We start from the raw sequence: 21,401 nt of genomic DNA, 5'->3' as shown, positions 1-21,401 counted from the left end.
GGGCCGCCACTGGAAGGCTCAAAGCTCCCAGTACACCTCATGCCTGTGCTCGTAATGCAGATTTCCCTTCACCATGGCGATCCGTTCTGCATCATCAGGCCAGGGTTCCCCGGCGGCCACAGCCGGTGGCACATAGCCATGATCCCTGCACAGCTTCTTGATGACGGACAGTACATACGATGTGCTGATGTTGCGTGTACATTCAAACGCCTTGTCCGTCCCTTTGTGCCGGGGGCAGAACAGATGATCATCATGCTGGAAGGGCGTCCGGATATCGTGCCAGCAACTGTTGCAGCCATGGTTGCTGAACACCCGGTACGGCGTATGGAACTCGTTGATCGGGTCCGTAAAACCACTGATCATGATGACAGGCGTACCGGTAGCCCAGGCCAGCCATGACAGGCCGGAGGACAGACCGACAAAAAACTCGGCATGTTTCAGCCAGCGGGCCCGTTCTGCCAGCGGGCGCTCCCCTGTTTCATCCTCCACGCCATTGGGTATGTGGTTCCAGGTAATATTGTGCCCGACCACCGGGTCCTTGTCGATACAGATGACCCGATACCCCATCCTCTTCAGATACTGGACCGTATCCAGCCACCCGAATGGATTCTGCCACATCTTGCAGGCACAGGAAGCCTGCACGGCCACCACGACATAAGGCTCCTCGATCGGGCGGGTATCAGCCTTCTCGATGACCACCTTGGGGCGGATCTCTGTTGGATCCACGCCAAGAATCCACCCCGCTGTCCTATGCAGGCCAACGGCACGGAAGTCCCGCGGCTGCCAGGCCTGTTCCACATCATGAAAGAACAGCCCGATGTAATAGGTGGCGTAGAATTCGTCCTTCACATCCGCAAATTCCTCTTCCTTCAGGAAGCGGACATGCGGATAGGCCGGCCCCATGAGGTCGATGATCACCTCACTGGTCACGATGGTCATTTCACAGTCATGATCACGCCCGAACCGGTCGGCATAAGGGACCCAGCCCAGCGGATCCCCCAGAGTGCCTGTCGGCATGAGGACAGCGACCTTCTTGCCCCGTGCATCATATTCGTGCGTCCAGACAAGCGTTTCACCATCGAACAGTTCGATCAGCACGTTCATGAAATACTTTTTGCGGGAGGAAACATATTCCCCACCAACCTTGCCGTCATACAGGCAGGTATCCGTATCCATGTCCCAGAAACGCAGCCGCCACTGCTCACCCTCCGGCACCTTCACCCGGACGCCGAAGTTGAAATCATACCGAAGGCCGTGGTCACCTTCCTGCGTCGGCTCCATGGCAGGCGCAGGAAAAGGCAGATGGGGCAGCCTCTCGATGCCATCGTCCTTTTCCTTCAACGATCCCGCATCACCTGCCCCGGATGGGACGGATGGCAGCTCCGCGGCGGAAAGAGAGGAGACAACAGACTGTTGTTCCCCCTGCTCCTCCAGGCCAGAACCTGCCGTCTCCTCCGTAAAGGGCAGACGTGATGCCGAGGAAGGGGCCTTGAGAGCGACGATATCCTGAAGAACACGTTCCGTTTTCTTTTCAGTCATTCTGACAGCTCTCCAAAACCCGGAATCCGCTCAATGGCCTTTTTGACCTGCGTAAAGGAAATCCCGCGTGAACACTCAAACATCCTCTCCGTGCCTTTATGATGAGGACAGAAGAAAGGATCCTCCGCTTGCAGGTCGATGTTCACATCATTGGCACAACCATTGCAGACATGCCTGTTGATGACACGGTATGGCGTATAAAACTCGTTATATGGCTCTGTATAACCACTGATCATGACCACCCGGGCTCCGGCTGCCCAGGCCAGCCATGACAGACCGGAGGATGTCCCCACAAAAAACTCGGCATGTTTCAGCCAGCGGGCCCGTTCTGTCAGCGGGCGGGGACCTGTTTCGTCCTGAGCACCATGAGGAATGGTCCGCACCGCCGTGACAGGGCCTGCCACACGGTCTTTGTCAATGCAGACCACCTTGTATCCCTTCTCCTTGAGAAAGCGGATCAGATCATACCAGCCACGGGGATTATTCCAGTATTTGCTCAGACCCGAGGCCTGCGCCCCGATGCAGACATAGGGCTCCTCCATCGGGCGCCCGCCCGGATCCACCACAATACGTGGTTTCCTGTCCTGCGGTGGCAGTCCCAGAATGTAAGCCCCCATATGGGAAAGACCCGTCTGCCGATAATCGTTGGGCTGACAGGTGAATTCCCTGTCCCCGAAGAAAACCAGAACCCTATACCGTGCGTAATATTGCCTGTCGCCCACGTCCTCTTCATCAATGAAGCGGATATGGGGATAAGCATCCTCAAAAAGGGAAATCAGAGCCCCGTTCACAAGAAAGCTTGCCCGGCAGCCATGCTCCTCCACAAAGGCGGCGGCCTGTCCTACCCAGGCAATATGGTCTCCCAGCCCGCCCAGCTGCATCACGATGAGCACTTCACGGTCCTTCAGGTCGCAGACATGGGTAAAGACCTCGCTGCCATCCTTGCAGACGGTGATCTCGAACCGGACATAGTAACGCTTGAGGCTCTGCACCATGCCGGACCCGTTGATCTCCTGAAAGAACAGGACAGTGTCCGTATCCACATCACGCAGGCTGACCGTCCAGCGGGCCCCCTCCGGCACCCAGACACGACAGCCATCCATGAAATCATACCGGATGCCCTCGGGGCCAACCTGTGTCAGAACGACCCTGTCATTATCACTCATGGCCACACACTCGCATACATGCCTTTCCTTCTCCCCCGGGCGCCTCTCCACCCGTCACCATCATAACCAATCACAGCGGCGTCTTTCCCCAGGCCAGAATCTCGACCCTCTCCAGTGCCTCCTGACCAAAAAGCTGCTCTGCCACGATGGGCAGGCGCCCCGCTGCAAAAGCCCCGGCTGTAGCCGCAAGACGTATCTTGCCACTTGGCGTGCGAAACACGCCGCCCTGCCGCACCAGGACACAGCGCAGCTGCCGGACCGGGCAGACCCGCCCTATGGCCTGGGCCATGTCGGCCAGAAGCCTCTCGTACCCTGCCACCTGCCTTGCCTGTGCCAGGGACAGCTCCCCCATGACGCACAACACGCCCTCATGCCGGAAAACCGCCACACTCCGGCTGGTAAAGACAGGACAGGCCTGCCGGACAGCCTGTGCCAGATCATCCGGGTCATAGCGGTGGTCACCAACAGGGAAGCTGTTCTCCATGCGACCTGTCACGAACAGATGCCCCTTCACGAGAAAGCCTGAATCCCGGCTGCGGAACCAGGTGCGACCATCCGCCCCCGTGACGAAACGTTCCCTGTTTTCCTGCTCCCGGTTCAGATACCCCGGTGTCACGCAGGGGCCACTCAGCCATAGCTCGCCCACCTGACCATCCGGCAGGCTGTCTCCCGTCTCCGGGTCCACGACAAGAACGGCGTGTTCCTCAATCACACGGCCACAATCTGCGAGAACACGCTCGTCATGCTCATCACGGGGCGGGCCGACCCGCCCTTCTGCCAGCCCGGCACGGGAAAACGTGGCAAAAGACACGCCCTCACCGTCCCGGCTGTCACCGGTGATCATGAGGGTTGTCTCAGCCATGCCATAACCCGGCCGCAGAATGGACGGCTTCACCCCGAGCGGCCCATACCGGCTGAAGAACCGCTCCACCGTTCCCCGTTCGATCATCTCCGCACCGATGACGGACTGTGTCCAGCAGGAAAGGTCCAGCCCTTCCAGGGCGGAATCCGGGACATGCCGGGCCAGAAGCTCATAGGCAAAGTTGGGACCGATGGAGAAATTGAGACGGTACCGGTCAATCGCCTGCACCCAGCGCTCCGGACGGGTGATGAAATGCTCCGGTTTCATCAGCCACGTCGTGCCTCCCATCGCCACACCGAACATGAGACTTACCAATCCCATATCGTGCGACAGAGGCAGCCAGACCAGCCCACGCCGGCTGAGCCAGAAGTCACTGCGGATGGCCAGCAGATGCAGGTTCGTCCCCAGATTGCGGTGCGTGACCTTCACACCACGGGGCCGCCCTATGGAGCCGGACGTATATTGCACAAGCGCCGTATCATCCAGGCCTGCCGCATGGCGGCGCTGGAGCGGCTCGGCACTTTCAGCTCCTTCAACGGGAATCCACTTCACCTTGCGGGCACGGCCCGCCGCCTGCCGCCGAAACCCCATCAGGGTCTCCCGTGGCCCCAGAACGGCGACCGCACCGGAATCCTCCAGAATGTCAAACAGGCGGTCCACACTGCCCACCATGCTGGGATACACACCCAGCACAGGCACGGTATTGGCATAAACACAGCCAAAAAACCCCGCCACAACTGCCGCCTCATTCTCAAAACAGAGCAGGACCAGCCCCCGCTCCGGCACGAAACGGCTCACCAGTCCCGCCACCCGGCATGCCCACTCATGCGCCTGCCGGAATGTCAGGGACGCAGCAACCTCCAGCGTCTGGTCCAGTGCAACGCACTGAAGCTCATCAGGCCGCTCCTCCGCCCGGAAGCTCAGCATCTCATCCAGTCTGCTTTCGTACCTGTCCAGTATGCTGAACCCATTGTCGTAATACTCGACCACATAACCGGACTGGCGGACAATATGGCATGTCCAGGGGATCATGCTTCCCCTCCGACGGCCTGTGCCCCTTCCAGGGCAACCGTGCCCCCCTGCTGGGCCATCACTACCGCCTGACGCAGCAGGCTGCGGGCCATTTCGAGAATGGTTTCGTTACGGGCCAGCAGCACGAGGGACACATCCACCCCAAACTCCGACCGGATGGCTGTCTGAAGTTCCACGCCGGCGAGGGAGTCAATCCCCAGCTCGGAAAGGCGGGCACTGTCCTCGATCGTCTCCGGCTCAACCTGCAACACGGAGCCAAGCTGCTGTTTCAGACGGAACAGGACATAATCCAGACGCTCATTTTCCGGCATGCTCATCAGCAGCTGGACCGAGCCCGACATGCCTCCCTTGAGGCTTTCCTGCTGCAACAGCGTAAAGCGTGCCGAAGTTTTCAGCCAGGCCAGCGCCCCGAACACCTGCGCCCAGTTGAGGTCCACCAGAGACACGTCACTGCGGTCCACGCCATAGAGCACCGGCAGATACGCCAGAGAGTCCGCCGCCATCATGGTTCTGATGCCAGCGACATCAAACATGCGACCGGCAGCATCACTCTCGGTCAGCATCCCCACATCCCCAATGGCTCCCCAGCCCACCGCCATGGCGGGCAGCCCCTGCTGGCGCCGGTTTTCAGCCAGGGCATTGAGGTAACTGTTGGCCGCCATGTAGCTGCTCTGCCCCAGATTGCCGATCTCTGCCGTAAAGGAGGAGTACAGCACGAAATGGTCCAGCTCCAGCCCACGGGTGGCATCATCCAGCGCCTGGGCCCCCAATACCTTGGGTGCCATGACATGGGCGACATTCGCCGCATCCATCCTGCTGAGAAGCTGGTCATCCACCACACCGGCGGCATGGAAGACACCCCGCAGCGGCACATCATCCCGGGCCAGTTTCCTGACCAGACGACGCACAGCCTCCTGATCCGTCACATCCAGACGATGGGTCACCACCGCACCGCCAACACTTTCGGCCAGCTTCTTCAGCATTGCGATGGCCTGTTTACGCTCCGGGTCTTTCGGCAGGGACCGCCCTGCCAGATGCAGCACCCCTGCCCCCTGGGACAGAAGATATTCTGCTGTCTTGAGGCCAAATCCGCCCATGCCACCAGTGATCAGATACGCCCCCCTGCGGCTGAATCCCGGCTGAACCTGCGGCAGCGGGCGGGCCTTGAGGCCGCTCATGTCCTCATAGGAGAGCATGATCTTGCCAATGTGCCGGGATGACATGAGGTAGCGGAAGGCCTCGGACGCTTCTGCGGCCGGGAAGATGCGTGTCTGCGGGAAGGAGAATTTCCCCTGACGGGCCAGCAGCAGGATTTCGTCCATGACGCCATACAGTTTCCTGTGCGGCATCATCCGATCCATGTCGAAGGAGAAATAGGCCAGATTTTCATTGAAAGGCATCAGCTCCAACGCCCGATGCTCCACGATGTCCCGCTTGCCGATCTCCAGAAAACGCCCCATCGGCGCCACGAGCCGCAGGCTGTGGATCATCGCCTCACCGGGCAGGGAATTCAGCACCACGTCGACACCCCGGCCATTGGTAGCCTCACGGATGCCATCCACGAATTCCAGCGTCCGGGAGTCCCAGACACCCGCACAGCCCTGCTGACGCAGATAATCCCGCTTCTCTTGGCTGCCTGCCGTGCTATAGATCACCGCCTTTTTCAGCTGGGCAATCTGGATGGCGGCCTGCCCCACGCCACCAGCCCCGGCATGGATGAGAACACTCTCCCCTTCCTGGAGCTGGGCCAGGTGGACCAGCGTATAATAGGCTGTCACGAACACCAGCGGCAGACCGGCAATCTGCTCCAGCGAGAACGGCAGGGCCTCTTCCGACAGGGGCAGGGCACAATAGGCCAGTTCACTGGCCTTCACGATGCGGCGGGATGCAAAACTGTCGGGATAGACAAGTGCGAGCATGTCGCCCGGCTTCATGTCCTCAACCCCATCTCCAACCGCCTCGACCTCAACCACACATTCCAGCCCGAGCGCATCGCCGCTGAAGGTCCCTTCCGTCACGCTCTCCGGCAGGAGAGACATGGCTTTCAGCACATCCTTGAAGTTGAGGCTGGCCATGCGGGTACGGAGCCTGACTTCGCCCGGACCCGGCTCCGGCACGGCAAAAGCCTGCCATGTGACACCATCCAGTGTCCCGGACCGGCTGGCCTCGAGGCGGACACCGACGGTACCATCATCCTGTCCCCCCATGATCTGCTCCAGCGGAACAGGCTGGGGATCGGGCTCCAGTGGCGGAGATACCAGCCGCTGGACCATGCGTTCCACCATCTCCCCGGCTGGAGCCGCCCCATGGCCAGCCCCGCCATCAGCCTGACGCAGCCAGACCGTATCCTCCGATGTGTCCTCAAGAACGAGTTCGGCCGCAATATCCTCCAGAAAGGCCTCTGTGCCCTCGGCAGGAACATCAACACACCGTACGGCGAGGTCCAGAACACGCTCAGCAGCAGCACCACGAAACAGACCATGGAAGGCCCGCTGGAGCGCCTGCGCCTGCCCATCCCTGCCATAAGCGCCACGGGTCACGATGATGACCGGCAGGCGCCGCTTGCGTGCCCGTGTCGGCACACGCTGGAACAGCGCCACGCAGGCGGCCATATCATCAAGGCACTGCTGGTAATCATCCCCGCCATGCGGGAACAGCACCAACGCCCGCTGTCTGGCGAGGAACGGTTCCTGATCCAGCTGCTCCGCCAGATCAGCCCCATCCAGACGGGAGCTGACGGTCAGCTCGGCACCATTATCCTCCAGCAGGTCTGCCAATCCGGCCACCAGCCCATTACCTTCACCCAGCAGAGTAATGGCCAGCGGTTCGCTCAGCAGCACCTGTCGCTCCGCACTCATCCAGTTTGGCGCATAGACCAGCCGTGCCGCAGATGACGCCTCATGCCCGCCACGGGCCACACGGCGACAGCACAGGCCCATCACCTCGCAGAGCAGCTCACCCTCCGGTGTGAAAAGCCGCAGATCAGCCACGATCTTGCGGCAGGTCCGCAGGGTTGGCGTCACCATCACATGGGCCCGGGAGACCTTCTGCCCCATATAGCTGATACGCTCGATGGACGCCGGAACGTACACGTCCTTCTGCTCCTCAAACGGGAAAGCCCCGATGAGAGCATGCATGGCACCATCCAGCAGTGCCGGGTGCAGATGATACTCCTCCAGCGTGGCGGCCTGCCCATCCTCAAGGGCAATCTCCGCCACGGAATACCCTTCACCACGATACAGGTGCCGCAGGGTCTGGAAGGTTGGTCCATAATCCAGCCCCATGGCGGCAAAAGCCTCGTAAACCTCTTTCCCTTCAAAATGGGCCGTTCCCGCACACAGGGCTGCGAAATCAAAATTCCTGTTCTTTTCCGATGCTGCACACCATGGAGCCGCCTGAAGGATGGTGGCCTGCCCATGTGTCTGCCAGTCCCCATTCCAGGCCACGGTCTCGCTGTCAAAAACGAGACGGCGGGTCGCCATGTCAAACCGCCACATGACAACCGGCGCCTGCCCCTCCTGCACGACCAGCGGTGTGCTGATCGTGATGTCCTCGATCACGGCCGGAGCTTTGGCCTCCAGCTGGGCATGAGCCGCAAGAGCAGCCTCGACATAAGCAGCCGCCGGGAAGAGCGCCATACCGTGGATCTTGTGGTCCATCAGCCATTCCATGGAGGCCACGCCGATATCAGCCCTCCAGGCACGGCTTTCCAGCAGACTGGGCGCGCCGAGAACGGGGTGGACCTGCGTATCCAGGCGGTCACGGCGGGAGGCCTCGGTCTCCAGCCACATTTTTCCCCCTTCTTCCCACCGGTAGAAGGGCAGCTCCATCCGCTCCGGCCGCAGGACATGTCGCCAGTCCGGCTCTGCCCCGCTGAGTGTCAGGCGGACAAGGGCCCGCAACAGCCCTTCTGCATCATCCTGCATGCGCCGCAATGTCGGAATGACAGCCACCTCGTGACGTCCCTCCCCAGCACAGCCTGTCACGGATGCCCCCAACACCGGGTGGGCCGCAAGCTCAAGGAAAATGACGTGACCATCATGCAGCAAAGCCCGTATGGCCTCATGGAACAGGACCGGCTCCCGGGCATTGGCGTACCAGTAGGCACCATCATGCAGCGCCCCATCGTCCCACAACCTGCCCGTAACGGTGGAATAGAGCGGAATCGCTGGAGCACTGGGCTGGAGATGGGCCAGGGAGGACAACATCTCTGCCTCGATCGCAGCCATGTCAGGACTGTGATAGGGCACATCCACCTTCAGGAACCGGGCAAACACGCCTTCCCTCTGGCAGTCTGCCTCCAGCACGGCAAGGTCATCACGGGGGCCAGCCACCGTGCAGGACTCACTGCTATTGATGGCAGCCACAGAGAGCCTGCCACCGAAGGCCTCCAGCCGTTCTTCCAGCAGGCTGCGGCCCATGCCGACAGCCAGCATGGTGCCCCGGCCTGCCAACGTCGCCTGAAGGCGGCTGCGGTGATAAATGACTGTCACGGCGTCTTCCAGCGTCAGTGCCCCACTGACATGCGCCGCTGCCACCTCTCCCACGCTATGGCCGACAATGGCGCCCGGCGTTACGCCATGCCGGGCAAAGAAAGCTGCCAGACATATCTGCACAAGGAAAATGGCAGGCTGGGCAACTTCCGTCTCCTGAATACGGGATTTCTGTTCCGGCTTCAGCAGTTCAGCCCGCAGGGACCACCCTGCCATCTTCATGAACAGTTCATCACAGCGCCGGGCCAGCGCACGGACCTCCGGCGGCCCCTTGCGCAGGAGATGGCGGCCCATCCCCCACCATTGCGGCCCCATGCCGGAAAAAAGGAAAACCGGTTTTACAGCCTCATCCACAACAGCCTTGCCCGTGAACAGGGCCGGATGGGTCCGCCCTTCGGCCAAAGCCTGCAAGGCCTCACGGGCCTGGGGGATCTCATCCTCTCCCCGGGCCGGGAGGATCACCGCCCGCTGCCGGAACCGTGCCCTGTACCGGGCTGCCGAGAAGCAGAGAGCCTCCCACAGGCCATGCCCGGCCTGCCCACCTTCCAGCCGTTCGGCATACGCTTTGGCCATATAGCCCAGCGAGGGCTCCGCAAACGTACTGAGCAGCAGCGGCACACGCTGCATGAAACCCACCGGACGAACGCCTTTCAGCCGATGATCCCGCACGGCCCGACGCTGGGCCACCTTCCGCTCCGCCTCGGTCGGGCGGCGCAGCAGGGCCACGGCATTCGTCCCGCCATAACCGAAGGAATTGACAACCGCATACAGCTTTTCCCGCTCAGGCAGAGCCGTGGCCTCTCCCTGCGCCACCTGTACGCGATACTCCTCGAACGGAATGGCAGGGTTCAGCTCCTTCAGGTTCGCCTGTCCGGGCACCATGCCATGTTCCAGACACAGCATGGTCTTGAGAACAGCCACAGCACCAGCTGCCGCTTCCATATGCCCCAGGTTGGCCTTTACCGAGCCAACGAGAATGCTGCTTCCCTCCGGCTGGTACTGCCCGATGGCCCGTGCAATGGCCTTGGCCTCGATCGGATCGCCAACAGGCGTCCCCGTGCCATGTGCCTCGACATAGGCCACATCCCGCGCTGCCACATTCGCCCGACGCAGCACATCCCGGATCAACGCCTCCTGCGCCCCGGCATCCGGCATGGTCAGAACCGGAGTCCGGCCATCCTGGTTCACACCGGAGCTGCACACGACACCCCGTATGTCATCCCCATCCCGCATGGCATCCTTCAGGCGCTTGAGCATGAGGACCACGCAGCCCTCACCACGCCCATAGCCATCCGCATCTGCCGCAAAAGATTTTGACAGGCCATCCTTGGCCAGAAAATGGCCCTTGGTCATGAGCATGGCCGTCTGCGGGATCACCATGAAGTTCACGCCACCTGCCAGAGCCACGTCACACTCACCAAGACGCAGACTGTTGCAGGCCTGATGCATGGCCACCAGCGAGGATGAACAGGCTGTATCCATGGCAATGGCTGGCCCCTGCAACCCGAACACATGGGCAAGACGGGCCGCATACATGGTCATGCAGGAAGACACCGCCGCAAACTGGTCACGAATCTGCGACTGCATGAAAGGGCTGCCACACTGGACGAGCTGGTCCTGTGTGAAGCTGCCCATGAAAACACCCGTCCTGCTGCCCTCGAGCGTACGGGGAATCACACCGGCATTCTCCATGGCACGCCAGCTCACATCGAGCAGAACACGCTGCTGGATGTCCATCACCATCCCCTCACGGGGAGAAATGCCAAAAAACAGGGGCTCGAACTGATGGTCTTCCGGCCTTACGAAATGACCATACTGCATGGTCGTCTTGCCCGGGGTCTGGTCAACCGGGTCATAGAACCGTCTGCGCCCCCAGCGGTCATCAGGAACAGGCACGCAGCCATCCCGACGCTCCAGCAGAAACTGCCAGAGGGCATCCCTGTCCCCCAGCCCGGCTGGCAGAATACAGCCAACACCAATGATGGCGATTTCATCGGAAGTGTATGTCTGGCTCATGAATGATCTGTTTCCTGTTCCCGGTTGGTCCAGCAGCTATCCTGCATCATGAAAAGGTCAGGCCTGCCCTCTATGCAGCCCACGCTGGATATAGTCCTTCAGCGTCGCTTCCAGCCTGCGTCTGTCCACGTGGCCCTCCTGTGTGCGTGGGATTTCCGGCACCCAGATCATGACGACCGGCGGCAGTGCAGGGTAACGCTTCCGCAGGCGGGCAGACAGGGCCTGCTCATCAAACGACTCATGAGACACGATGGCCGCATAAAACCGTTCCTGCCCCTGCCCGTCCGTCATCATGAAAACACCCACGTCCCTGATCCGTGTTTCGGAGCGCAGGATGTCTTCCACCACCTCCAGGTCGAACTTGGCGCCACCGGCATTTACCAGCGCATCCATTCGCCCCCGCAGGTGCAACCCACCTCTGGCTGACATGAAGCCCCGGTCCCCCGGGTAAAACCAGCCATCCCGGAAGCGCTGTTCCGCCGCCGGGTTGTCATCCACATAGCCCCGGACAACACCACCGCCACGGATGCGGATCTCACCCACCTCTTCTGCCGGTACCCTGTTGCCCCCGGCATCCACGATCTCGACATCCACCCACGGCAGGGGAGCACCGACATCATCCTCGCTCCTGCGCTGATCGGCAGGCATGGCCGCCACCAGGCCGCTTTCATCCGTCCCGTACACGACCTGAACATGCGGCGTGAAACGTTCTGTGGTCTCCTTCAGAAGACTGTCGGACAGCCTGCCCCCCACGATGCTGAGATAGATATGGCTCATGGGCCGCCCCTGTGGTGGCAGGGCACGCAGAAGATGCCTGAGATGAACCGGCGTCATGACGATCATGAGGGCAGGCGCCTGCATGACTTCCGTCCCGATATTCTGGGCATCGCTGCTCCGCAGCGTGGTGCCACCTGCAAGGGCGGCCCCCATCATGAGAAACCCGCTCAAGGATTGCGGGCCAACCGTGCAGAGCAGCTGTGGCTTGCCCACCATACGGCTCTGGCCCCTGCCCATGCGGGTAAAATACTCCACCATGTCATGATAGATGATCCGGTGCAGCTGCTCCTCCACCTCACCGAAGCTCAGCTCCAGCAGATGTGGCTCCCGGCCTGTCCCGCTGGCCAGGGCAGCACGGCATGGGGCCGACCGCTCCACAGGGACAGGCGGGTAGTAACAGGACGCATCATCATCCTCCACATTGGCGAGGGCACGGCTGAACCAGTCCTCACCGAGGACCAGACGCCCCTCACCGGGAAGCAGGCCGCCCGGACCGTGGAGGATGATGAGGTCCGGGCGCAGGGTGGCCAGCTCCTCCTCCGAAACATCCCCATTGGACAGGGAAGCAGATACAAGCCCCAGCCGGCCAAGCGCCAGGGTCAGTGCCCAGTGCCGCCATGTATCGGGGCACTGCACGGCCACACGACGAAGATTGAGGGAACGCAGCCCCTCCAGCGCATGGGCCAGACGGCTGACCGTTGCCTCCAGCAGGGCATAGGACCGCTTCCGGGACAGGCTGCCAAACGCCACCTCGTCTCCTGTCATCCGGGCATTGTAAGCTACAAAGCGGTCCAGCATCGTCTCACCCTCCCATGCGGCCTGTCGGAAAACCCGCCGCCATCCATGTCTCTCTGACAACCAGAAGACGCCATAGATTAATGAATGTCTTTTATATCGTTAACGAGTGACGAAAACATCCCTGCCGTACAGCTTTTTCCTGCCCCCCGGCAGCAGTCTCATCCGCAGAGACATCCATAGACCTGCCGTATCTGCGCACTGACCCTCTCTGGCGCATAGGCCCGGGCCGTACACCGCCCCTGTTCCACCATCTTCAGCAGAGCGGAACTGCCGGAAACATATCCCTCCAGCGCCATGGCCAGGGAGTCCACGATGCCTTCCATATCCTCCGGGGAATGCCAGAACCCGTTCTGCGGCGTGGCGTACTCGCGCCCACCACCGCCATGATACCCCACGACAAGGCAGCCTGCCGCCATGGCCTCCAACGCCGTGATGCCAAGAGCCTCCATCCGTCCCAGAGCAAGACAGACAGCGGACTCACCCATGAGGGCCGCCACCTCCGCCTCACCCTTCTTTTTCAGAGGGATCCACGGAACGTTGGAAAACTGGGGATACTTCAACGACAGCATGTCACGGAACAGGCAGACATAAGCTGGTATCCCTCCCTGATGGGGCCATTTCCACTCAGCACAAAGGATCTGGAGTTTTTTCTGCCGTGGCCTGAACACAGCTCCATCCACCACGGGCGATGTGACAGGAACAGCCTCCAGTCCCAGCACCCGCTGGATCAGATGCGCTGCCTCCACCCCCGGAGCCAGAACCTGCGTCACGCCCCAGTCCCTCAATTTTTCAACTGATGGCCTGTATGTGAAGAAATAATAGGGATTCTGACAGAAGATGATCTTCTTCCCGGCCATGGGCTGGCGGATCATGTCCGCATACCATCCATCCAGCACTTCGGGAAAAACGACCATATCCTCTTCTGCAAGGTCCTTCACATCCCTGCAGACCAGCGGCAGCATCTCCTGCCCCAACCATGACGGCAAGCCTTCAGACTGCAGGACCTGCGCCTGAAATCCCGCCTGACGGAGCAGGAAAGCGTGGCGGTAGACTGTCTTGATGCCGCCAGAAACGAGATCCCGTGGGAAGCAGTTCAGAAAAATGATTCGCCCCGCCACCAGTCAATCTCCCAGCCCACCACTGCACCCTGCCCACTACGGGTAGAGAATGACTGGAATATTTACAATTTACTAATGAAAAGTAAATATCATACCTCTGGAATCATTCCTCCTTTCCACGCTTCCCGGCAGGTGAAAGCACATCCAATACAAGGCCGGGTGTAAGAATCTGTGGCAACACCTGCTCCGCTCCCCCAGAAGGATAATACAGGTATAGCGGTACCCCATCACGATCATGGGCCCTAAGAAACGCCGTGATCCGCTCGTCCCGGCGGGTCCAGTCGCCCCGCAGGATGGTCACGCCATGCTGCCGGAATGCCCGCCGGACAGACGGAACATCCAGCGCCACGTGCTCATTGACCATGCAGGTCACACACCAGGAGGCTGTCATGTCCACAAAAACTGGCTGTCCTGCGGCCCTCAGAGCAGCCAGACGCTCTGCCGAAAACGGTTCAATGGTAGGGCCATCCTGTCCCTGTATCGCTGCTCCGGTCTTTCCGGTGGCTGCGACGGGAGAGCCAGACTCATCATCCATCACCACACTGCGCCCCAGCCCGGCAAGACAGACCAGCAGGCACAGCAAGGCAAGCAGGCGGCAGCCCAACACGAAACGGGGTGCCTGCCCCAGCATGGCCCGCTGCTGCGCCAGCCCGTACAGCCAGCTCCCCAGCCCCAGAAGCACGGCCCCTCCGGCCATCAGCAGTACTGCATCTCCCCCACGCTGAAGCACCGCCACCCAGAGCAGCCACACGCAACTGGCCAGCAAAGGAAAAGCCAGCAGCTGTTTCAGACGTTCCATCCAGCCACCGGGACGTGGCAGACGCTGGGCCAGTCCCGGCACAAGTGCCAGCACGCCATAAGGTGCTGCCAGCCCCAGCCCCATGGAGAGAAAGATCAGCAGGCCAGACCAGATCGGCCCACCCAGTGCTACAGCAATGGCGACCCCCATGAAAGGTGCCGTACAGGGCGTGGCCACGATCACCGCCAACAGGCCCGCCAGAAGATCACTGGCCGGACCATGCCCTGCGGCCATCTGCCCGGCCCGCCCGGCCAGGCGCCCCCCCGTTATCTGGAACACACCCAGCAGATTGAGCGCCATGACAAACAGCAGCCAGCCAACCCCCACAACAAAAGCGGAAGACTGGAACTGGAACCCCCACCCCACGGAAGAGCCTCCATAACGCAGGGCCATCATCAGGGCACCAAGAAGGGCAAAGCAGCCCATGATGCCCAGAGTGTAAAAGGCCGCACTCCGCCAGCGTGTCCGCCAGCCAGCTCCCCCCATATGGGCAAAGGAGAGGATCTTCATGGCCAGCACGGGAAACACGCAAGGCATGAGATTGAGAATGACACCCCCCAGAAAAGCCGAGAGCAGGCTGCTCCAGACGGGCCGTTCCCTGTTCCCGGTGGCAGCCACGACGGGAACAGCCGGACTGGCGCCAGACACTGGAACCGCCGTTACCTGAAGGGCCGACCGGCTGCCAGCAGCATCCACCAGCACGACAACACCAGCCAGCGGTTTCTGCCAGAAAGGCGGATGGGCATAGGAATCCGGCTTCAGTGTCAAAGCCAGCTGCCCGGTCTGGACAGACAGGGGCTGCGGCGCATTCTGGGCGATCACGCCGCCCTCCTGTGGCAGAAACCAGGCCTGCCGCACCGTATCGGGCGAAAGGCCAGCTCCATGCAGGGTCAGCAGACCATCGGGGCCAAGACGGGCCTCAAAGGGGGAAGGCTGGGGCATGGCCGCATCAGCCCGACGGAACAGAGCTGCCTCGGCAGCATCCGGCACGACATCCGAGGCAACAGCAGGCAATGCAAGGGAAAAGACGCCTTTTTCGGGCACGCAGACATCCGCACAGACCAGCCAGTCTGCACGGGCCGTGACCTGCACCGCACCTGCCCCCCGCCCCTGGAGGGGAACCCGCACAGGCAGCAGCACATCCCCCTGGTAGGCATAGGCCATCAACCCGCCCTCTGGAATGCGCTCCGGCACGGGCCATGCGACCGTGTCCGTCCCGCCGGACCGGCTGCCACTCACCATGACATGGACATGCGGCGCCTCACCGGCATCACCGGGATTCTGCCAGTATGTGTGCCAGCCGGGCTTCAGCTGGAGCCTCAGCCCGACCCGCAGCGTGCCCCCTTCAGCCTGACTCTCCTCCTGCCCAACAGCATCCACCGCACTGACAAGGGTAGCCGTTGTATGACTGGTCACGACCGGTGTGCTCTCCGCCGCCCGAACAGGAGAGGCCAGAAAGACCATCCCGCTCACCATGGCAAACACAGCCATCATCATCCTGCCGATATGCCGCGCCATCCGCTTACCCTCCCTTTCATGATTGCCAGACAGCCCCGGAACCTGTCCCCGTACCCCGGGCAGGCAGCACTGGCCCATAGCATTGGCCCATATCCGTCTTAAAGACATAATTGCTGCCTACCGTCCCCAGTTCACTCTTTCACAGACCATGATAGGCCATGACCACACATCCCGCCCCATCCGACCATCCCAAAGCAGGCCCGTGGAACCGCCTGATAGCCCGCAGCATTGATCTGGACATCTACGGAAGCCTTCTCATGCTGCCAGTCTATGGTTCCATCCACCAGCTGGAAGACATATTTCCCACATTGCAGAAAATCGGCAGTGCATCCTTCAGCCCCATGATGCCACGCTGGGATACCCTCATCGCCAGCCTGCTGCTCATCTTTCCCCTCTCCATGGTGCTGGATGCCCTTGTCTGCACCTGGTTCGGCAATACGCTGGGCAAGCGCCTCCTCGGCATCAAACCCTACCGTACCAATGGCCGCCCCCTCGATCTTTCCACCTGCCTGAAACGCAACTATCTCATCTATGTTGCCGCCTATATGGGGGGCATGGATGTCCTGTCACCGCTGGCAGGCCTCATCCATTACATACGCTACAGACGCACCGGAACGACTTTCTGGGACGAAGAAATGGGCACGGTCGTCCGCTCCCTGAAAAGTAGCGTCGCCCGCACGGTCACAATCACCATCCTGTGGTTTCTGGTCTCAATCCCGCTCACCATGGTTGGAAACCTGCTCTTCCCGTCCATTCTGAACAACATCAGCACCGTGACGCCCGCATCCCTGCAGAAACCGGCCACTCCCTGAAAGACTACAGGCCATAATAGCCCTGGGCCCGGAAATGGGCTTTCACCAGCGCCACGAAACACGCCCGTTCATTCAGGGCAAGCAGCAGGCTGCGCCTGTCCAGCTCATGCCCGGCCCTGATGGCTGGCAGAAGCCTTTCCGCCACGGCCCGCCGATGACGGATCTGCCGATAATGGGACACATAGAACAGGGGACTCTCCAAGGCATGGCGAAGGATGGCACCATCCGCTGGTGGAAAGCAGCTCCCAAGCCACACGAGAGCTGCCTTCAGGCAGCGGATGACAGCGGGTTCCGACTCTTCTTCCGGGATGAGGAACCACCTGCAACGATTGACCAGTGCTGATGTCCGGCTGGTCAGGTATGCTGTGAAAGGCGCCAGAACGAGACCGGCAATCACCGGCAGAAACCAGACCAGTAGCGCCTCCCCTGACAGAACTCCCTCTGAAAGATGATCCAGCAGGGTAGCGCCGTAAGCAAACTGCTTCTCCAGCACCTGCACCAGCCCCCAGGCCCCCGCCAGACCAAGGGCAGAACACCATCCGTAATCCTGCAGGCAACTCCGGAATGTCAGTGGGGCATCATCTCTCTGCTGCCCAGCCCAGCGGACGGATGACCGCCTGAAACAGGCCAGCAGGAACTTCACGATGAAGCACATGAGAACCGGATTGAGCAGAAAGGCAAACAGCATCTCCAGCAGGAAACTGAGCAATAATCTGCCACGACCACCATACTGCCTGGCCACAGGACGCCGCATGGCAACGGCCAGGGCAATCAGCCTTGGCGACAGCAGGAAGATCATGGCCAGCACGAACAGTCCGGCAAAGGCCAGCCTCACACTCTCCAGCTCCCCCGTTCCCTCTGCCCCCATGCCCGCCTCCAGATGGGCCAGCGTATAAACGGATGACACCATGAACAGAACACTGAGCGGCGCCATGAAATAGGCCAGTGCCCCCATCAGCAGGGTTTCCCTGTGCACCCCCTGAACCCTGTCTGCCGACAGAAAGCGGACATTCTGGAAATTGCCCTGCATCCATCTGTTCTCACGGGCCAGAAAGCCCGAAAGATTGGCCGGGAGCTCCTCATAACTGCCCCTGACATCCGCAAGAAACCAGACTTCATGGCCTGCCCGCCCCATCATGGCGGCCTCGGCAGTATCATGTGAGAGCGGCCTGCCGCCCCATGGCCTTTCCCCCGGAAAATCCGGCAACAGGCAATGCTTGATGAAGACATCCGTCCGTATGATGGCATTGTGCCCGATATAGCTGCCATGCCCCATGGAAAGAGCCTCCACCGCCTGGGGAAAGACAGCTCCCTGGAGGTGGCTGCTGAACTGCATGAGCCGCCCAAAAAAGGATTGCCGCAGGACAGGCAGCGGGCTGGTCTGGATGATGCCGACATGCGGGTTGCCTGCCATCATTTCCAGACACTGATGGACACAGGCCCCCGACACGATGGAATCAGCATCCATCACGTAGAAACAGGCATAATCCCGTCCCCACCGGCGAAGAAAGTCCGTGATGTTGCCCAGTTTGGCATTGGCATTGTGTGCCCTGCGCCGGTACCGGACTGTCACACCCGGATAACGCTGCCTCAAATGATAGAGGGTGGCCTGTTCGGTCAGGACATGTCGTACGTCCGTACTGTCCGACAGCAGATACAGGTCATAATGGTGGAGCTTCTCTGGCACATCCTGGCTGAGTGTCTCGATCAGGGATGCCATGCCCGCCCCGACCCGGTGCATCTCCTCATGATGGACGGGGTACAGAATGGCACAGCGCTCTTCCGGCCCCGGCTCCCTGGCCCTGTGTGCCGGATGGCAAGGATTCCCCGCTGCCCCCCGGCGGGCCAGCCGGTAACCGACAACCATCTTCACGAAGGCATATGTCGCAAGAAAGGTGAACAGCAGGTACAGGGCCGCATAAAGGCATGGCAGGATTTCATGGTCGTCCAGATCGGGAAACAGGGTCCCACTGGCCAGGCTGAACATGAAACCGGCCACCAGCAGGGAGACAAGCAGCATTTTCCGCCGCCGTCGGGCCATGATTCTTACCCAACCCGGCTGTCTCTGCCCCCCTTTGGGACATGCCTGCCAGACCAGATGGCGGATGATCTTCTTCCAGTCCGTATCAAACCGCATGATCTGGAGAGGCAGCCGTCTGAATCCATCGCCCGATGCACCGCCATCAGTTTCCTCCCGCTCCAGAAACCGGTTGAGGGTCTCGAATGACGTGACCTCCCCATCCACGCCTCCCAGAATGTCCCTGTAGGGAGAAAAATCAAACGGTATCGCCCCTTCTTCCTCCTGCCCGTTCATCGGGCAATGGAGGCCAGAACCCCCGCCTGAAGCATGAGGGAAAAAACCTTGAAATAAGGCACCCATGATGACTCGGCGACATAGACGACATCACCATCCTCCAGCAGGAAACTCTGTGCGACAAACAGGCCGTAGGTCCGGTCAAAACGGATTTTCAACAGATGAGGCGTGTCATGATCCCGTCGCAGCACGAAAATGGCCCGGCTGGAGGCGGCGTCCCGTTGCAGGCCGCCTGATATGGCCAGAATGTCCGCCAGTGTCGGACATGTTCCGAAAGAATAGATACCCGGCCGTGATGCTCCCCCACCCAGAACCGGAATCCTGATGGAGGCCTCCTTCTTCACGATCACCCGGTCATGTGGGGCCAGATGAATGTCATTCACCAGCCCATCATCCAGCGGCAGAGCTCCAACCACCTGCCCATGTCTGACAACAGACACCACAGTTTCAGGCCGAACAGACACAGGCTGCCCATCACTGGGCCCTCCGGCGGGCGCAGGCGGGCCTCCCCCCATGGCTTCCGCCAGAACATGGGCCAACATCAGTCCGCCAGGCTGCCACCGCACCTCCCCGGGTGTCTTCACTTCACCCAGTACAAGTACGGAATCAGCTTCCCACCGGCCATCCGGTGCTTCCTCCTGCACGATGACTGACGGATGGCTGAACACACGCTGTGCCGCATAAAGGCGGGACAGCTTCTGCTGGATGCTGGCATAGGTCAGGGACACCACCCGGACAGCCCCCACATAAGGCAGGGTGACCATGCCATCCCGCAATACGGGAAAATGCCCCAGCTTCATGATGGCTGGCGTGTCTCCCCCTCCAGCAAACGAAAGAATGGACACGCTGAGATCATCCCCCACATGGATGACTGGATCCCGGGTGCTGTGCCCTGCATCAATGGCCCATATGGCCTGCCGGACCCGCAGCTTTTCTGCCTCCCGCATCTGCCCGGCCATGATCGTGGCCTCTCTCAGGGTAATGTCCTGCATCACAAGGCCAGAAAAAAGCCGCCTGCTGTCCTGCCTCTGGGGCTGGGCTGTCAGCTCCTTCACGCCTGGGCCGCCACTGGGCAGGTCACACCCTGCCAGAACCGGCACCAGCAGGGCCATGAACGCCAGAGAACAGAAAAACGGGCCCCTCATCATCAAGCCAGAGCAACATACAGGACCAGCCCTGCGACCAGCGCAATGGCGCTACTCCACCAGAAGGCCGGTCTGAGAGGCGTGTCCTCCACAACAGGCCCGCTGACGGTTTTCAGGAAGTAATGCCCCATGATGGCATTTGTCCTGACAGTCTCACAGGCGGCCATTTCGGCATCCAGAATACTGGAAAGGGACCTGACCTCACGAATCAGACGATCATTTTCCAGAATGACATGCCGTGGTGTCACGCTCCGTTGGCGCAGAACCTCCTGCTCGCCCTCATAGGCCATCACCTCCCTGTGCATGGCTTGTGCGGCATGGTCCACATCCTCCTGAAGGGCCGCCTGCCTGCCCTTCAGGGCTGCCTGGTCCGCCATCAGCCGGAACTGCGTCTTCAACACCGTATCGTAAAAGCCGCTGCCCTCATAAATGCCGGAAGACAGGATATTGTCGGCAATCACCTGCTCATCATGAGCCATGACCTGCCTGATCCTGTTGATGGAGGCCTCATGCTCATGCAGCAACAGATCATCCGGCTCGACATTCAGGCGAGCCAGCCGGGCCCGGGCATCGCCAAGTATCTGCCCTGTCAGACGTTCAGCGAGAGCCGCAGAAGGGGCCCGGAGGGTAAATTTCACAAGGCCATTCTTCTTCCCGACATCAATATCCACGATGTAACGGTCATAATAGCGGTAGAGAGCATGATCATCGTGCGAAAACAGCGACAGAACGCCCCCGAAACTCTGGACGGGATCTGTGAAATCATACGCCTCTGCAAGATTCACGTTCGCCCTGAGGGCCCTGAATTCCTCATAGGACAGCACGAAAGCCTGGAAGAGATAATTCCCCTCATTCCGGCCATCCGGGCCTGTAAAAACTCCCCCGCCACTCCCCCTGCTATCGGGCTTCTCCACGACAAGGACGGTCTGTGTTCTGTAAAGAACTGGCGAGAGAAACACATAATAGGCCAGCGTTACCAGCAGGGGAACCAGCAGGAGAAAACGCACGGCAC

11 protein-coding genes are annotated in these 21,401 nt (G+C 60.7%); 1 reads left to right on the top strand and 10 read right to left on the bottom strand.

The genetic code is table 11. The annotated features are described in order from the left end of the window. Nucleotides 1–18: 18 nt before the first annotated feature. From DTJ15_RS08035 to DTJ15_RS08005, 7 genes are all read right to left on the bottom strand, one after another. Complete coding sequence (locus tag DTJ15_RS08035) at nucleotides 19–1,539, bottom strand: autotransporter strand-loop-strand O-heptosyltransferase (RefSeq protein WP_086431563.1); 1,521 nt, start codon at nucleotides 1,537–1,539, stop codon at nucleotides 19–21. Further along, a complete protein-coding gene (locus DTJ15_RS08030; protein WP_043558991.1) occupies nucleotides 1,536–2,705 on the bottom strand; it encodes an autotransporter strand-loop-strand O-heptosyltransferase in 1,170 nt (389 codons plus the stop codon). The genes DTJ15_RS08035 and DTJ15_RS08030 overlap by 4 nt, the downstream gene beginning before the upstream one ends. A gap of 70 nt (nucleotides 2,706–2,775) precedes the next feature. Beyond that, nucleotides 2,776–4,599: an AMP-binding protein gene (locus DTJ15_RS08025; RefSeq protein WP_249109802.1), complete on the bottom strand. Its 1,824-nt coding sequence runs from the start codon at nucleotides 4,597–4,599 to the stop codon at nucleotides 2,776–2,778. Beyond that, the gene (locus tag DTJ15_RS08020; RefSeq protein WP_249109801.1) at nucleotides 4,596–11,108 is read right to left on the bottom strand and encodes a type I polyketide synthase; all 6,513 of its coding nucleotides are present in this window, start codon (nucleotides 11,106–11,108) and stop codon (nucleotides 4,596–4,598) included. Before DTJ15_RS08020 ends, DTJ15_RS08025 begins: the two co-directional genes overlap by 4 nt. Before the next feature lie 57 nt (nucleotides 11,109–11,165). Then, complete coding sequence (locus DTJ15_RS08015) at nucleotides 11,166–12,743, bottom strand: class I adenylate-forming enzyme family protein (protein ID WP_152332642.1); 1,578 nt, start codon at nucleotides 12,741–12,743, stop codon at nucleotides 11,166–11,168. Between the two features lie 98 nt (nucleotides 12,744–12,841). Next, nucleotides 12,842–13,801: a glycosyltransferase gene (locus tag DTJ15_RS09140; protein WP_249109800.1), complete on the bottom strand. Its 960-nt coding sequence runs from the start codon at nucleotides 13,799–13,801 to the stop codon at nucleotides 12,842–12,844. 103 nt (nucleotides 13,802–13,904) lie between these two features. Continuing rightward, complete coding sequence (locus DTJ15_RS08005; protein ID WP_249109799.1) at nucleotides 13,905–16,118, bottom strand: protein-disulfide reductase DsbD; 2,214 nt, start codon at nucleotides 16,116–16,118, stop codon at nucleotides 13,905–13,907. Nucleotides 16,119–16,276: 158 nt separating this feature from the next. Here DTJ15_RS08005 and DTJ15_RS08000 point away from each other — a divergent pair, with 158 nt between their 5' ends. Continuing rightward, nucleotides 16,277–16,930, top strand: coding sequence for an RDD family protein (locus DTJ15_RS08000; RefSeq protein WP_249109798.1), 654 nt, complete (start codon nucleotides 16,277–16,279; stop codon nucleotides 16,928–16,930). A 4-nt stretch (nucleotides 16,931–16,934) separates the two neighbouring features. Here DTJ15_RS08000 and mdoH read toward each other — a convergent pair whose 3' ends face one another. From mdoH to DTJ15_RS07985, 3 genes are read right to left on the bottom strand one after another with little or no spacing between them, the layout of a single operon-like run. After that, nucleotides 16,935–19,244, bottom strand: a complete 2,310-nt coding sequence (gene mdoH, locus DTJ15_RS07995) for a glucans biosynthesis glucosyltransferase MdoH (protein ID WP_249109797.1) — start codon at nucleotides 19,242–19,244, stop codon at nucleotides 16,935–16,937. Continuing rightward, complete coding sequence (locus DTJ15_RS07990) at nucleotides 19,241–20,356, bottom strand: polysaccharide biosynthesis/export family protein (RefSeq protein ID WP_192848707.1); 1,116 nt, start codon at nucleotides 20,354–20,356, stop codon at nucleotides 19,241–19,243. Before DTJ15_RS07990 ends, mdoH begins: the two co-directional genes overlap by 4 nt. A gap of 35 nt (nucleotides 20,357–20,391) precedes the next feature. Next, on the bottom strand, nucleotides 20,392–21,396 hold the full coding sequence (locus DTJ15_RS07985) for a hypothetical protein (RefSeq protein WP_249109795.1): 1,005 nt from the start codon (nucleotides 21,394–21,396) through the stop codon (nucleotides 20,392–20,394). Nucleotides 21,397–21,401 lie beyond the last annotated feature (5 nt).

This window comes from Parasaccharibacter sp. TMW 2.1891, assembly GCF_023337675.1.
In the GTDB taxonomy this organism is placed as follows: domain Bacteria; phylum Pseudomonadota; class Alphaproteobacteria; order Acetobacterales; family Acetobacteraceae; genus Bombella; species Bombella apis.
This window is presented reverse-complemented; position numbering and strand designations above follow the sequence as displayed.